Consider the following 14,691-nt stretch of genomic DNA (forward strand, 5'->3'; position numbering starts at 1 on the left):
CTCCCGTTCGGCATCGATGATGTCTGCACTTCTGGCGTGAATATTTTAAGGATTTCCCCATGGCGTCCTGCCGCTCATGATCGATTCATGCCTGTCGGGCACAATGGCGGACGCTTGGTTAACTGGAACCCGTCATGCCGCTCGACCCACGCGCCCAGCGTCTGCTTTCGATGGTCGCCGCGGTCGCGCCGAGCCGAGCACGCCCCGGTGCCGAGCAGCGCCGGCAATCGCTCGCGAAGCTGATGCAGTTTTCGCGCAACGATCTCGGGGCGGTCATCACGCAGGACGGTCACCTTCCAGGCGCCGCGGGCCCGGTGCGCTACCGCTCGTACGCACCCGCGTCGGACACCAGCGCCTCGCCCCTCCGCCTCCCCGGCTTCATCTACTTCCATGGCGGCGGCCTCGCGGCCGGCAGCATCGATACGCACGACAAGGTCGCCGCGGCGCTGGCTGCGGCCAGCGGATGCCGGCTGCTCTCGGTCGACTATCGCCTCGCGCCGGAGAATAAATTCCCGGCAGCGGTCGAGGACGCCATCGCGGCAACTGATTTCATCACCCGCCACGCTGCGGCCCTCGGCATCGATGCGAGCCAGATCGTTGTCGGCGGCGATTCCGCCGGCGCGACGCTGGCCGCCGCCGTCTGCCAACAGGCCAAGAGCACGACGGCTCCCGCGATCGCGCTTCAGTGCCTGATCTGTCCTGTGCTCGATTTCTCCCGGCCGTGGCCATCGCGCGAGCAATTCGGAGCCGGATTTCTGATCGACAGGACGACGTGGGAGGCCGATCTCGCCGACTACGTGCCCGAAGGAATCGATGTCAGGACCCCACTCATTTCGCCGTTGTGCAGCCCCGATCTCGCGGGATTGCCACCCGCCGTCATCCACACGGCGGAGTTCGATCCGATGCGCGATGAAGGCAATGCCTATGCCGCACGGCTCGCGGACGCCAGCGTCACGGTCAGCCATGTCTGTCACGACGGCATGGTTCATAATTTCCATGCGCTCGGCGCGCTCCTGCCGCAGGCCAAGTCCGCTCTCGAAATGATCGGACAGCAAATTCGATCGCTCCTCGCGGCTGCGGCTCCAGGTTAATTCGAGGTTTATCCAGCATACATCGTTAGGGTTATTTCGTCGTTCTTGTCGCGAATTATGGACCGCTTTACGCCTGCGCTCCTACAAAGGCACCACTCGCGGAATACGTGCAGCCTGCATCGTCCAACGATACAGGCGTGGAGATCGCCGATGCGCAACGAGACGATTGCAATCCACGCCGGCTACGAGCCGGAGGCGACCACCAAGGCCGTTGCAGTTCCGATCTACCAGACCGCCGCCTATGCATTCGACAGCGCCGATCACGGCGCCGCGCTCTTCAATCTCGAGGCCGAGGGCTACCGCTACAGCCGCATCTCGAACCCGACGACGGCCGTGCTCGAGAAGCGCGTCGCCGAGCTCGAAGGTGGGGTCGGCGGACTTGCGGTCGGCACCGGCCAGGCGGCGCTGCATTTCGCATTCGTCAATCTGGCCGATGGCGGCGGCAACATCGTCTCGGTGCCGCAGCTCTACGGCACCACGCACACGCTGCTCGGCCACATCCTGCCGCGCCAGGGCATCACCGGCCGCTTCGCCGAGAGCGACCGGCCCGATGCGATAGAGCGTCTCATCGACGAGAACACCAAGGCCGTGTTCGCCGAGACCATCGGCAATCCGGCCGGCAATGTCTGCGACATCGAGGCACTGGCAAAGGTCGCGCATCGCAACGGCGTGCCGCTGATCGTCGACAACACCGTCGCAACGCCGATCCTGTTGCGGCCGTTCGACTACGGCGCCGACATCGCCGTCCATTCGCTGACCAAATTCCTCGGCGGCCACGGCACCACGCTCGGCGGCATGCTGGTCGACAGCGGCAACTTCCCCTGGAAGGATCACGCCGACCGCTTCCCCGCCTTCACCCAGCCCGACGCATCCTATCACGGGATGATCTACACCGAGCATTTCGGCCGCAGCGCCTACATCCAGCGCGCCCGCAGCGTCTACCAGCGCACGATGGGCGCCGTGCTGTCGCCGTTCAATGCATTCCTGCTGCTGCAGGGCATCGAGACGGTGGCGCTGCGCATGGAGCGTCACGTCGAGAATGCACGCAAGGTCGCCGAATTCCTCCGTAACGATCCGCGCGTCGCGTGGGTCAACTACGCCGGCTTCGCCGACAGCCCCTATTATCCGCTCGTTCAGAAATATCTCGACGGCCGTGCCTCGTCGCTGTTCACGTTCGGCATCAACGGCGGCATGGAGGCCGGCAAGGCGTTCTACGATGCCCTGAAGCTCGTCACGCGGCTGGTCAATATCGGCGACGCCAAGTCGCTGGCCTGCCACCCGGCCTCGACGACGCATCGGCAGATGCCGCCCGACGACCAGCGCAAGGCCGGCGTGCTGCCGGAGACGATCCGCCTGTCGATCGGCATCGAGCACATCAGCGACATCATCGCGGATCTCGATCAGGCGCTCGCGCAGGCCTGCCCTCAGCCCCGCCGGCTGGACGCAGCGGAGTAGCGACGTCCGCCCATGACCCTGCTGTTCGACAGACATCGCAGGATCACGAGTCCTGCACTGGCGCCGGCCGATTTCGACGGTCGCGCGCGGCGTCCGATCGAGCTCACGATCGGGCTCGTCAACAACATGCCGGACAGCGCGCTGAAGGCGACGGATGTCCAGATCGCCCGCCTGCTGCAGCAATCGGCGCCACGGCACGTTCGCCTCCGCCTGCACTGCTTCTCGCTGCCATCGATCCCGCGCTCCCACGCGGCCAGGAGCCACCTCGCCCAGGCCTACACCGACATCGACCGCATCGATGGACTTGGCATTGATGGACTGATCGTCACAGGCGCGGAGCCGATCGCGGCGCGACTGCGCGAGGAGCCATACTGGTCGGATCTCAGCTCCATCGTCGACTGGGCCAGGACGAACACACGCAGCACGATCTGGTCCTGCCTCGCCGCCCACGCCGCGGTGCTGCATCTCGACGACATCGAGCGCCAGCGCCTCGCCGGCAAATGTTCGGGCGTCTACGAGTGCATCAAGGTGCGGGACGACTGGCTCACCGACGGCATCGAGACGCCGCTCAAGGTGCCGCACTCCCGGCTCAACGCCGTCAACGAGCCGCTGCTGGCGGCGCGCGGCTACGACATCCTGACCCGGTCCGACGAGATCGGCGTCGACATCTTCGCGCGCTCGATGCCGAGCCGCTTCGTGTTCTTCCAGGGGCATCCGGAGTATGACGCGCTGTCCCTGCAACGCGAATACATGCGCGACATTGCACGCTTCCTCGCCGGTCAGCGCGACGATTATCCGCGGCTGCCGAAATCCTATTTCAGCCTCGAGACCGAAGCGGTCCTGAACGCGTTCGAGGCGCGCGCCAAAGTCAGGCGTGACCCGACGCTGGCGGCCGAGCTGCCCGGCCTGACGCTCCGCACCGATCTCGCCTCCGGCAGCGCAGCGCAGGCGCTGTTCCGGAACTGGATCGGCTATCTCGGTCAGGCCGAATAAGATCACGACCGCCATTCTCCCCCGGATGGTTCGCGCATCGGCCCGCCATCTGCTAGATTGGCGCGAGATATCTTTCGCTTCAGGTTCCGATGGCCCGACGCACCGGCAGCGCCGATCTTCCGCTCCATTCCGGGCGCGTCCCAGCCTGGCTCGGCATACGCATGGCCTCGCTCGGCGCCATCATCACCCAGGCGATCGTGCATCATTACGGCCGCGACGAATTCCTCGCGCGCATGTCGCATCCGTTCTGGTTCCAGTCGTTCGGCGCCGTGATGGGGATGGACTGGCACTCGTCGGGGATCACCACCAGCGTGATCGGAGCGCTGAAGCGCGGGCTGAAGCCGCTGTCGGGCGAGCTCGGAATCTACGTCTGCGGCGGCCGCGGCGAGCATTCGCGCAAGACGCCCGACGAGCTGCGCCTGCTCAGCGACCGGCTTGGTCTCGACGGCGAGGATCTGGTACGCACCAGCAAGCTGGTGGCCAAGGTCGACAGCGCCGCCGTGCAGGATGGCTTCGACCTCTATCTGCACGGCTTCTTCGTCACCGCCGATGGCAAATGGACCGTCGTGCAGCAGGGCATGAACGGCGAGGCGCGGCAGGCGCGGCGCTACCACTGGCACTCGCGGGATCTCGCCAGCTTCGTCGACGCCCCGCACAGCGCGATCGATGGTCCGACTCAGGGCGAGATCGTCAACCTCACCGACCGGCGGGCCGCGCCGTCGCGCAACGCCCAGCTCGAGCTCTTGACCGAGCTCGGCCCCGACCGCGTCGTCACCGAGTTCGAGCGGCTGAGCACGCCGGAGCCGGCGCAGGGTCTGCTGCCGCATCTGGTCATGCCGGATCATCACGACGTCCGCCCGAAGGACGTGTTCGCGCGCCGGCTGCACGGCACCCTGGCGGCTGCGGCCGAGCGCGGCCCGGTCGACTTCCCCGAGCTGCTGCTGACGCCGGGCGTCGGCGCCCGCACCGTGCGCTCGCTGGCAATGGTCGCCGAGGTCGTCCACGGCGCGCCGTTTCGCTTCACGGATCCGGCGCGGTTCTCGCTGGCGCATGGCGGCAAGGATCGTCATCCCTATCCGGTGCCGATCAAGGTCTATGACGAGACCATCCGCGTGCTCAAATCGGCCGTCGGCAATGCGAAGCTCGGTCGTGACGAGGCGCTGTCGGCGCTGAAGCGGCTCGACGATCAGGCGCGGCGGCTGGAGCGCAGCGCGACCGGTCCGTCGCTCGACGCCTTCATCGCCACCGAGCGCGCCGCCTCGCCCGAGCTCGACGGCCGGTCGGTGTTCGGCTGGGAGCGCGATCTCATCCAGCGCACCGGCGAGGCGTAGCGGCATGCCGGCGCGCAGCGCGGGCGTGCTCGCCTTTCGCCGCACCGCGCGTGGACTCGAGGTGCTCCTGGTGCATCCGGGCGGGCCGTTCTGGCGCAACAGGGATCTCGGCGCCTGGTCGATTCCGAAGGGCGAGTTCGGTCCAGGCGAGCAGGCCGAGGCGGTGGCGCGGCGCGAATTCGCCGAGGAACTCGGCACCGCGCTGACCGTGCCGCTGCGATCACTCGGCGAGATCAGGCAGCGCGGCGGCAAGATCGTCGAAGCCTTCGCCGCCGAGACCGAGCTCGACGCCGATGCCATCGCCAGCAACGAATTCGAGCTCGAATGGCCGCCGCGCAGCGGCCGCATGCAGCGCTTTCCGGAAGTGGACCGCGCCGCGTGGTTCGAGCTTGCCGAGGCGCGCACGCGGATCAATTCCGCACAGGTCCCGCTGCTCGACCGGCTCGCGGAGATCGGCGGAGGGTGAGCCACCACCATCCGCCCGATGGCCTCACGCCGCGCGGACGTTGCCGAGGAAGCGTCCGGTCTGGGTCTTGAGCTGATCCGACTGGCTGCCGAGCTGAGACGCCGCGCTCAGCACCTGCGCCGCCGCGGCCCCGACCTGCCCCGAGGCTTCGCGGACGCCGACGATGTGCTGCATGACGCCCTGGGTGCCCTGCGCCGCCTGCTGGACGCTGCGCGCGATTTCCTTGGTCGCGGCGCCCTGCTCCTCGACCGCGGCTGCGATCGCATCGGTGATCTCGTTCATCTGGCCGATGGTCGCCCCGATCTCGCGGATCGCATTGACCGTCGAGCCGGTGGCGTCGCGGATGGCTTCGATCTGGCTGGTGATCTCCTCGGTCGCCTTGGCGGTCTGGGCTGACAGCGCCTTGACCTCGTTGGCGACGACCGCAAAGCCCTTGCCGGCCTCGCCGGCTCGCGCCGACTCGATCGTGGCGTTCAACGCCAGCAGATTGGTCTGGCCCGCGATGGTCTGGATCAGCGCCATGACCTCGCCGATCTTCTGCGACGCGTGGACCAGCCTGTCGACCATCGCCTCCGTCCGCGTCGCCTGCCCGACCGCGTTCTGCGCGATCGAGGACGACTGCGTCACCTGCTTGGCGATCTCCTGGATCGACGACGACAGCTGCTCGGCCGAGGCCGACACCGTCTGCACGTTCTTGGCGGTCTGCTCCGCGGCCGCGGCCACCTTCGCGCTCTGGTCGCTGGTGCCGGAGACGATGCTCGACATCGACTGCGCCGAGGTCTGCAACTCGCCGGCCGCGCTCGCAGTGGTCTGGATGACGCCGCCGATCGAGCGCTCGAACTCATCGGCGATCCGCGCCAGCACCGTGCGCCGCTCGTCGGCCGCCTGCTGCTTGGAGTCCTCCTGCTCGGCTCTGATGCGCTCGCTCTCCGCGAGATGGTCCTTGAAGATCTGCAGGCTGCGCGCCATGCGGCCGATCTCGTTGCGGCGGTCGGTGAACGGCACCTCGAAGTCCAGATTGCCCTTGGTCAGCTCGTCCATCACTGCACAGGTCTGGTCCAGCGGAACCACGACGCTGCGTCCGAGCAAGAAGGCGGCGATCGCGGCCACGAGCAGCCCTGCGAGGGCGCCGACGCCGGCCCACAGCGCGCGCTGATAGACGACTGCATCGATGTCGTCGACATAGGCGCCAGCCTGGATCGCCAGCATCTTGTCGCCGCTGCCATAGGCGCCGACATAGGACATCTTCGGCAGCTCGGTGCTTCCGCCGGCCCGCGGCACCTTATATTCGACGAAGCCGCCGCCGGCGCGCGCGGCACGGACGATATCCTGGATCAGCAGCTTGCCGCTGGAATCCTTGAAGTCCCAGCGGTTGACGTTGATGTATTTCGGGTTGGCGTGGACATAGGTGACGCCTGCATCCGAGGATCCGGTTCCGTACACGCCGAGATAGTCGTTGTAGGGCCCCCAGCGCATTGCGCCGATCGCGGCGAAGGCCTGCTGACGCGCCTGATCCGCCGGGAGCTTTCCAGCGGCCGCGGCGGCGTCATAGGAGCTGAGCACCTTGACGGCTGCTTCCACGAGGTTGCGGACCATGGTCTGCCGCTCCTCGATGACGGTTCCACGCAGCATCAGGATCTGCATGGCGGAGACGGCGAACAGTGCGATCGACATCACGGCGATGATCGCCGCCAGACGCTGATAGACAGTCAGGTGTCGCATTTTCTGGATTCTCTTGCATGGACTGTATGCACGATACCAAGCGCACATTAATTGTTTGCTATCCCTGCTCGCAGCCGCGCCGCGAACTAATTAGTCTTTGGAATGAGCACCGGGCCTTTTGCGCGAGCTTTGGCCAGACAACAACCAGCGCGACTCCTCGACGGTCCTGCAAATTAACATGTGACATTTCCGCGACGGTCGGATCCCGGCGATCCGCAGGTTGGGATCAGCACGGCGGCCGCGCCTCCACGTCATCGCGACGCGCCAGCGCCCGAGCTTTGTGCAGCAATGTCCCTCATCGGATCGAGGGCGCAGGGAAGACCAGGCATCGGCTGATTCCTGCGGCCCCCGTGCGAAAGAAATGCACGGGGCAGGAACCACAGGTTCAGCCGAGATGACCCGGCCTTCCCTGCGCAACGGTGTTACGGCTTATACGCGCTCTCCTCGGTGCACCGGGCTTGTTGGCCACCGTGTCGCGACAATGCGCTTGCGCCCATCGCGCTCGATACCAGCGTCGGGGTATCAGGACCACGCGACTTCGCCGTCCATGCCGGTGCCACTCGTCAGTCGGCATCAGCACGTCCATCGCATCCCGCCACAACGCTCCTGACGATGCGCAGCGCCCCTCGTCGATGAGACGGGACAGCGAGAGAGAACCATGACTTCCGATAAAACGAAAGCCCAAAATTTATGCAGCGGGGCGTGACCGCGCCGATGGGCTTGAACTCGCGAATGAACTTCGTTGCTTGGCGCATGGCCGATACAGCCTGTTGCGGCCTCCCGACGCCGCGCGGCGCGTAGGTCCTGCTCCCGCGGAGCCCGACGGGCGGCTGCTATGAGGACGCCGTCGCGCCGGACGGCCGGCGCTGCCGCAGCAGCAACAGCATGGCCACGGCAGCACAGGAGCACACCAGGCTCAGCGCGAGCGGCGCGTTGCTGCCGTAGCGGGTCAGGAGCTCGACCAGGATCGGGGCCGAGACGGCCGACAGCACGTTCATCGGCAGACCGATCTGCGCCGAGGCGCGGGCGAATGCCGCCTTGTCGTAGAACACCAGCGGCATGGTCGCGCGCGCCACGGCGAGTGCGCCGGTGCCGAGACCATAGATCAGCATGAACATGGCGATCGCGGCGTGCGAGCCGTGGCTCAGCATCAGCAGCAGCATGGCCACCGGCAGCGCCAGCCCGGCGACGATGGCGGTGGTGATGCCGTCCCAGCGGCCGCCGCCCATGAAGTCGATCGCGCGGGCGCTGATCTGGATCACGCCCAGCAGCGAGCCGAAGCCGATCGCCTCCGCCGCCGACAGGCCCTCGGATTTGAGCAGCTCGATCAGCACGGCGCCCATGCCGAAGGCGACGAAGGCGTTGAGGCCGGAGGCGCCGACCAGCAGATAGAACGTGCTGCGCGCGGGCTTTGCCGCCGGCGGCGAAGCCGTCACGTCAGATGCGGGCGGCAGATGATCATGGACGCGCCGCGGCAGCAGGAACACGAACAGCGGCAGCGACACCAGCAGCAGCAGGCCGGCATAGACGAGACACGTGCTGCGCCAGCCGATCAGCCCCGACAGCGCCGAGGTCACCGGCCAGAAGATGCTGCTCGACAGCCCCGTCACCAGCATCAGCGCCCCGATGGCGCTGCGCGCGCGCAGGCCCGCGACCTCGTTGAGAACGATGTAGGAGGCGGTCGACAGCGTCGCGCTGCCGGCGATGCCGAGCAGCAGCCACGCCGCGTAATAAGACAGCGGCCCTTGCGCGGCCGACAGCAGCGCATAACCAGGCGCCGCCAGCAGGGTGCCGGCGATCATGACGCGGCGGCCGCCCTGCTTGACGAACGGCCGCGCCAGCAGCGGCGAGCACAGCCCCATCGACATGTACAGCACGGTGGTGCTGGCGAAGATCGCCGTCAGGTCCATCTCCAGATCCGCCGCCATCGCCCGCCCGATCACCGCCGGCAGGCTGAGCGTGCCCCAGGCGATCAGCTGGGTGACGGCGAGCACGATCAGGACGCGCAGAATGGAGGGGTCGGCGATGACGGGGGGCATCTTCGGAGGAGCGAGGGACTTCCAGGGAGGGCGGCACCAGGACGCATCCGCGCGGCACAACGATGCTTGTAAAGCATTCCGGTCCAGGCAGCCCCGCTGTTTCGGAATGCCGCCCCGACGTGAAGGAGGTGCTGCGGAACGCCGAAGCCTTCGCCGCCCTCAACGACAGCTGCTGCGGAATGACCGCGCGCCAGGCACGAGCGGCTCGGTCCGCGGCTGCACTGCCGGAGCATGGCGACCGCCCGCGGCCCTCGCATCACCAGAATTTCGGATCCGAGACCTACAGCCGTATGGATTTCTGGATGTGATGGGCACGCGTCAGCCCACCGCCACGTCGCGCGCAGGCTCCGCCAGCCAGCTCACCTCCGGCAGCGCCATCAGCGCGGGCCTGGCGAAGTAATAGCCTTGGAACAGGTTGATGCCGGCGGAGCGCAGCACCGCGAACTCCGCCTCGTTCTCCACGCCCTCGGCGAGCACCGCAATGTCAAGCTGCCGCGCGATCGCGGCGACGCCCGACACGATCACCTGCTTGGCGGGGTGGCGATGGATGTCGCGCAGCAGCTCCATGTCGATCTTGATCAGGTTCGGCTGCAACCGCGCCAAGAGATTGAGACCGGCATAGCCGGCGCCGAAATCGTCCAGTGCGGTCCAGAAGCCGAGCTCCTTGTAGCTCTTGACGATGCGCTCGACATGATCGGGGCTCGCCATGCGCTCGTTCTCGGTGAACTCGAACATCAGGTTCTGCGCCGGGAAGCTGGCCCGCTTCGCCGCGGCCAGCGACTTCTGGATGCAGGCGCGCGGCTCGTAGACCGCGTTGGGCATGAAGTTGATCGACAGCCGGGCGCAAGGGTCGGTGAACAGCCGCCCGGCGGTCTCGATCGCCAGCACCCGCGCCGACTGATCGAAGCGATAGAGCTGCGCCTCGGTGAGTTGCGACAGCACGCTGTGCGCGCCCTCGCCATTGGGCCCGCGCACCAGCGCCTCGTAGCCCCAGACCCGGTGCGCCCCGACATCGACGATCGGCTGAAACGCCATCTTGAAGGCAAAGGGCGGCTCGATCCCGTCCGCGCAGCCTGCGCAAGCTCCGGCCATGATTCCCTCCCCGGTTGTCTCCGGGAGAGTACGGGTGCGGCCTTAACAAAGGCGGAAGCATTGTGGCCATACCGACATCGGAAGGTATGGACTGGCCGGCGGAGAGAGCGCCCGCAGAGCCAAGCCAGATTCACGTCCAATTATAGATGGTTAGTCTTTCCAGACGCTTGTGCTCCCAGGGCGTCACCCCTGCCCTTTTGGCGGATTGGAGCAAACCGCTCCGGACAATTGCGCCGAACGACCGTCGCGGGCAGCCCTTCGGTCGCGTGACATTGCAGGGGTGACCGAGCGATCGGGCCCCAGCGCTTCCGGCGGCAGTCGGCTACCGGGCGGGTGAAGAGGACGGATCATCCGCCTGAGCTTTTTGCTGGAGAGGGCCGGCCTGCTCGTCAGGCTGCCGGACGGCTCATGGGAGCTCGGCCCCGAAACGCCACGTCTCGGATCGACCCATCAGCAATCGCGCGATCTCGAGCAGCACGTAGTGCCGATACTCGAACATCTTGCCGAAGCGACCGAAGAAGGCGCGCCCCTCTATGTTCGCCGCGGCAACGGACGGCTTTGCCCTTAAAGCGCCGACAGTCCGCATCGTCTCGGACTTCATGTCGTTGCCGGTGAGACAAGGCCCACGGACAAGGGCACGATCGCCGGGTTGCTCCGCAATTGTCAGACGTGGCCGCCACGCCCCGGCTCGGAACCGACCGACCGGCCGGTCTGCACTGCGGGCGCAACGGATCCGCATGTCGGCGCATGATGATGCGGATGCTCGGCGCGGATTCCAGGACGATTGCGGCTGTTCTCCCCACCCGATTCAGGCTCGAAGCGCATTCCTGATCAGCTCCACCACTGATCCATCGTGGGAGAAACCCAGCGCCAATTCGGCTCTGACGTCCAACATCGGATAACGACCGAACATGGCCTCGATACCTTCGTCGGGCTCGAATGTCACGAGCCCGGACCGCTCTGCACCGTAGAGCCGCGCCAAGCCGGCGACGACTTCGGCGATCGAAAGACGAAGCGCCGGAAGCTGCAACGTCCCGCAGCAATCGATCCGACCGGCCAGCATCAGATTGTCGACGGCGGCCTGCGCCGACAGCCACCACGCGGTTGCGGCCGGCGAGACCGGACAGACATAGCGCTCGCCCGACGCGAGCGCGTGCAGCAGCTCGCTCATGAAGGCGGAGCCGAAGCCGCTCACGGGTCGCGGTCGCGCAACGATCCCGGGCAGCCGCAGCGCGATTCCCGACAGGTCTCCGCGCCGCGTGTGATCGGCAAGTGCGATCTCCACCATCCGCTTGTGCGCGCCATAGGTGATCGCGGGCCGCGCCTCCGTCTGCGCACCGACTGGCGCCTCGGAGAGCGCACCGTAGACGGCGACGCTGCTGGCGTAGACCACGCGCGGCCGATTTCGGCTCTGCGCCAGCAACTGGAACAGATCGAGCGATGCATCGAGATTGACGCGCCGGCCGAGCGCAGGCTCGGCCTCGGCGCGGCCGCCGGGAACGCTGGCGAGATGAAACACGAGGTCGAACGCCGCGGCGCCGAGCTGCTCGAGCACCGCCCGGTCGTCGAGGCCGCCTCTGATCCAGGACAGGCGACGACCGGACACCGCGGGCGGCGCATCGCCGAGATCGAGCCCGGTGACGTCGCCACTGTCCACATCACTCAGCAACCGACACAGCAGGGCGCTGCCGATAAAGCCTGCGGCACCCGTCACCAGAATACGCATCGTTCAATCCGGGCGGCCGGGGTGAGGCGCGCGAACCACGCGCTGGACGATGCGTCCAAACGGACCCGGCCGGCCGTCGGCGAAGCTGGCCTGCATCGCCACCTCGTCACCGAAGCGCAGGAACGGCGTCCGTGGCGCGCCGTGTGCGATCATCTCGATCGCCCTGACCTCGGCCAGGCAGCTCGATCCGGCGGCGCGATCGGCATTCGAGACCGTGCCCGAGCCGATGATCGTGCCGGCCGTCAACCGGCGCGTCCGCGCGGCATGGGCGATCAGTTGCGGAAACGAGAATGCCATCTCTCGGCCCGAGGCTGCGCCGATCCGTTCGCCATTGCGCTGGATGTGCAGGGCCATATCGAAACGGCCGTCGCGCCAGGCGTCTCCAAGCTCGTCGGGCGTCACCGCGATCGGCGCGAAGCTCGTCGACGGCTTTGCCTGCAGGAAGCCGAAGCCGGTGCGAACCTCGCGCGCGCCGACCGCGCGCAGGCTCCAGTCGTTGATCTGCACCAGCAGCCGGATATGCCGTGCGGCGTTCTCGGCGGAGACGGTCATCGGCACGTCGTCGACGATCACGCCGAACTCGCCCTCGAAGTCGATGCCATCCGCCTCCGTCACGAACGGGACGTCGGCGTGCGGCCCGAGGAAGTCATCGCTGGCACCCTGGTACATCACCGGGATGGTGTCGAAATCGGGGATCGGCGGCTTGTTGAAGGCAACGTCCATCAGCCGTCCGTGATTGAGGAAGGCCGAGCCGTCCAACCATTGCGGCGCGCGCGGCAGCGGTGCGAGGCATCGCGCCGGATCGAACGCGACGGCGCCGGCGGCGGATCCGTCGTCGAGGCTCTCGGCGAGCCGTCGCAGCGCCGGCTCGGCCTGCGGCCAGTTCCGCAGTGCCGTCAGAAGATCAGGCGCGACGGTGCTCGCGTCGACCGCACGCGCCTGATCCCGGGAGACGATGACGAGGCCGCCATCGGGGCTGCCGTTCTGATAGGTTGCGAGCTTCATCAGCTGTCCCTGGTCGGATTGGCTTCGGGACCGAACTTGCCGTCGATCAGGATGAACAACATCCGGCACGGTCTGTCGCTGCGATTGGCCCAGGCGTGATTGGTGCCGCGCTGGATCACGACATCGCCGGCCTTGAGATCCGCGGTGCCCTTGTCGAGCACCAGCGTGACCTCGCCGGAGATCACGATGCCGTAGTCGATCGTCTCGGTGCGGTGCATCAGCGGATGCGGCGATTCCGTCGTCACCGTCGAGGCGTGCGGGTCGCCGATCTCGCTGAACGCGGCCTTCATTCGCGTCGCGCCGTTGCGGAGAAAATCCTCGGTGTCCGGCGGGATGTCGACGAACCGGATACGGCTGCCATTCGGCGGTGGCGGCAGCCGCAGCGGTCCGATCGTCGGATCTGGACCATTGTCGATGAGCGCCGGCGTCGCCTGAGTGCTCCAGATCTCATGAAAGAAGGTGCCGGGGATGGCCGCCAGCTCGGAGACGGTCGGCAAGGGCCCGTCGGACGAGATGATGGCGGCGCCCTGCTGATCATGTCCGGTGACGACGCGGCGGATCTGCGGAAGGGTCATACGGGAGGTCTCCTGGATCAGGCGATTTCGAGCGAAGCGGCCGGCGCCGCCCTGCGCGCGACGAACACGCGCGAGAACAACAGGACGGCGATAGAGGAGATGATGACGGCACCGAGCCCGAGCGCGGGATAGCCGAACAGCTGCACCAAGGTGCCGCCGAGAATGGGGCCGATCGCGGCGCCGATCATCAGCATCGCCGGCGTGCCGGCAAGCGCCCGCGCGGTGGGGTCGAGGCGCGACAGCAGACCGAACGCAAAGGTGTGGGTGAAGATCATCACCGCGGCAAAGACCGCAGTCGGAGCGGCATAGGCGACGAAGCCGGAGCCGAAGGTGATCGTCACGGCGATCAGCGCCTGGCAGATCGGGCCCGCCAGCAGCACGTGGCGCGCCGGCAGCCGCTGCTCCAGAAAGGCGGCGAGCGGCGCCGGCAGCAGGTTGACGAAGCCGAGCGCGATCAGCACGCCCGTGACCGCCTCCGCGCCGAAGCCGCGGTCAGCGCCGATGCGCTCGATGAAGCTGAACAGCATCGCCTGGGTCAGCGCCATGCAGCTGATGCCGGCGATGCCGAACCAGACGGCGCGCGGCAGATGGCTGACCTCGGCAATGAGGTCCTCGTCACTGCGTACCACGCCGCTCGGAAACGACAGCGCCGCCACCAGCGCCGCGACTGCCATCACGCCGGCGAACACGACGAACAGGGCATGGCCGCCGAATCCTGCCACGAGATTGGGCGTCAGGCCGAGAAAGAGGATGGCAAACACCCCGAGCGCCATTCCGACGATCGCGAACAGCCGATGCGGGTTGGCGCTCCGGGCAATGGTGCCGTGAGTAAAGCTCAGCCCGCAGGCCGCCGTGGCGCCGCCCAGCGCGTGCAGCATCGCGAGCAGCGAGAATTCCGACGTCCGGCTCGCGGCCAGGAACACCAGCGCGGCCGCGGCGTAGCCCACAGCCGCCGCCAGCCGGGCGTTCATCCGGTTGAAGCGCGGTGCAAAGAACAGGCTGCTGAGCACTGCGCCCAGCAGGAACAACGTGGCCAGCAGCCCCGCCTGCTGCGGGCTGAATTTGTAGCGCTCGATCAGCGCGCCCACCCAGACCGGCAGCGCGACGAGATCGACCATCCCGGCGCAATGCGCGACCATCAGCGCGATGCGTCCGCGCCACGTCTCCGTCGTCACCGTCATTGCTTCCTCCCCGTT

13 protein-coding genes are annotated in these 14,691 nt (G+C 67.2%); 5 read left to right on the forward strand and 8 right to left on the reverse strand.

The window, feature by feature from the left end:
* Positions 1-134: 134 nt before the first annotated feature.
* The 5 genes from QX108_RS16585 (at position 135) to QX108_RS16605 (ending at position 5,336) form a co-directional block, all read left to right on the forward strand.
* Positions 135-1,091: an alpha/beta hydrolase gene (locus tag QX108_RS16585; RefSeq protein ID WP_315780663.1), complete on the forward strand. Its 957-nt coding sequence runs from the start codon at positions 135-137 to the stop codon at positions 1,089-1,091.
* A gap of 150 nt (positions 1,092-1,241) precedes the next feature.
* Positions 1,242-2,546: an O-acetylhomoserine aminocarboxypropyltransferase/cysteine synthase family protein gene (locus QX108_RS16590; RefSeq protein WP_315780665.1), complete on the forward strand. Its 1,305-nt coding sequence runs from the start codon at positions 1,242-1,244 to the stop codon at positions 2,544-2,546.
* A 12-nt stretch (positions 2,547-2,558) separates the two neighbouring features.
* The gene (locus QX108_RS16595; RefSeq protein ID WP_315780667.1) at positions 2,559-3,539 is read left to right on the forward strand and encodes a homoserine O-succinyltransferase; all 981 of its coding nucleotides are present in this window, start codon (positions 2,559-2,561) and stop codon (positions 3,537-3,539) included.
* A gap of 89 nt (positions 3,540-3,628) precedes the next feature.
* Positions 3,629-4,870, forward strand: a complete 1,242-nt coding sequence (locus QX108_RS16600; RefSeq protein ID WP_315780669.1) for a DUF763 domain-containing protein — start codon at positions 3,629-3,631, stop codon at positions 4,868-4,870.
* Between the two features lie 4 nt (positions 4,871-4,874).
* The gene (locus tag QX108_RS16605) at positions 4,875-5,336 is read left to right on the forward strand and encodes an NUDIX domain-containing protein (protein WP_315780671.1); all 462 of its coding nucleotides are present in this window, start codon (positions 4,875-4,877) and stop codon (positions 5,334-5,336) included.
* Between the two features lie 24 nt (positions 5,337-5,360).
* Here the strand turns inward: QX108_RS16605 and QX108_RS16610 are convergent, their stop codons facing one another.
* The 8 genes from QX108_RS16610 to QX108_RS16645 form a co-directional block, all read right to left on the reverse strand.
* Positions 5,361-7,058 carry a methyl-accepting chemotaxis protein gene (locus QX108_RS16610; protein WP_315780673.1) on the reverse strand — a complete coding sequence of 566 codons (1,698 nt, stop codon included), beginning with the start codon at positions 7,056-7,058 and terminating at the stop codon, positions 5,361-5,363.
* A gap of 833 nt (positions 7,059-7,891) precedes the next feature.
* Positions 7,892-9,097 (reverse strand): MFS transporter, encoded by a 1,206-nt coding sequence (locus QX108_RS16615; RefSeq protein WP_315722717.1) that lies wholly within the window; start codon positions 9,095-9,097, stop codon positions 7,892-7,894.
* Positions 9,098-9,415: 318 nt separating this feature from the next.
* A complete protein-coding gene (locus QX108_RS16620) occupies positions 9,416-10,189 on the reverse strand; it encodes an EAL domain-containing protein (protein ID WP_315722719.1) in 774 nt (257 codons plus the stop codon).
* Between the two features lie 406 nt (positions 10,190-10,595).
* Positions 10,596-10,790, reverse strand: coding sequence for a hypothetical protein (locus tag QX108_RS16625; protein ID WP_315780676.1), 195 nt, complete (start codon positions 10,788-10,790; stop codon positions 10,596-10,598).
* A gap of 207 nt (positions 10,791-10,997) precedes the next feature.
* The gene (locus QX108_RS16630; protein ID WP_315780678.1) at positions 10,998-11,915 is read right to left on the reverse strand and encodes an NAD-dependent epimerase/dehydratase family protein; all 918 of its coding nucleotides are present in this window, start codon (positions 11,913-11,915) and stop codon (positions 10,998-11,000) included.
* Positions 11,916-11,918: 3 nt separating this feature from the next.
* Positions 11,919-12,920 (reverse strand): fumarylacetoacetate hydrolase family protein, encoded by a 1,002-nt coding sequence (locus QX108_RS16635; RefSeq protein WP_315780680.1) that lies wholly within the window; start codon positions 12,918-12,920, stop codon positions 11,919-11,921.
* Complete coding sequence (locus tag QX108_RS16640) at positions 12,920-13,495, reverse strand: cupin domain-containing protein (protein WP_315780682.1); 576 nt, start codon at positions 13,493-13,495, stop codon at positions 12,920-12,922. Before QX108_RS16640 ends, QX108_RS16635 begins: the two co-directional genes overlap by 1 nt.
* A gap of 17 nt (positions 13,496-13,512) precedes the next feature.
* Positions 13,513-14,670 carry an MFS transporter gene (locus QX108_RS16645; RefSeq protein ID WP_315781351.1) on the reverse strand — a complete coding sequence of 386 codons (1,158 nt, stop codon included), beginning with the start codon at positions 14,668-14,670 and terminating at the stop codon, positions 13,513-13,515.
* Positions 14,671-14,691 lie beyond the last annotated feature (21 nt).

The sequence above is a fragment of the Bradyrhizobium sp. SZCCHNR1002 genome (genome assembly GCF_032381435.1).
Classification (GTDB): Bacteria; Pseudomonadota; Alphaproteobacteria; order Rhizobiales; family Xanthobacteraceae; genus Bradyrhizobium; species Bradyrhizobium aeschynomenes.